This window comes from Halomonas sp. ALS9 (assembly GCF_001651035.1).
Taxonomy (GTDB): Bacteria; Pseudomonadota; Gammaproteobacteria; order Pseudomonadales; family Halomonadaceae; genus Vreelandella.
Genome location: NZ_LXRG01000151.1, coordinates 1 through 223 on the forward strand (window position 1 = coordinate 1; position 223 = coordinate 223).

At 63.2% G+C, this 223-nt stretch carries 1 protein-coding gene; it reads left to right on the top strand.

What is annotated here, in order from left to right; translation table 11 throughout:
• Nucleotides 1–223 (top strand): Ig-like domain-containing protein (locus A6R74_RS10530; RefSeq protein ID WP_121499382.1); only part of this gene is annotated, 223 nt, incomplete at both ends.

Sequence of the window (223 nt, forward strand, 5' to 3'; positions counted from 1 at the left end):
GGGTGACAACAGCTACGAAGGCACCGTGGGTGAAGACCTCACGTATGCCATCGACGTACCCGGATCGGTACTGGCCGAGAACGACCAAGTCAGCGCTGAAGTCACCGGTGAAGACGCCGCAGGCAACGCCTACAGCGCCGACGCCGCCCGTGACTACGGCGTCGACACCGACGCCAGTGCCACGATCAGCATCGACACCATCGCCGGTGACGACGTGATCAAC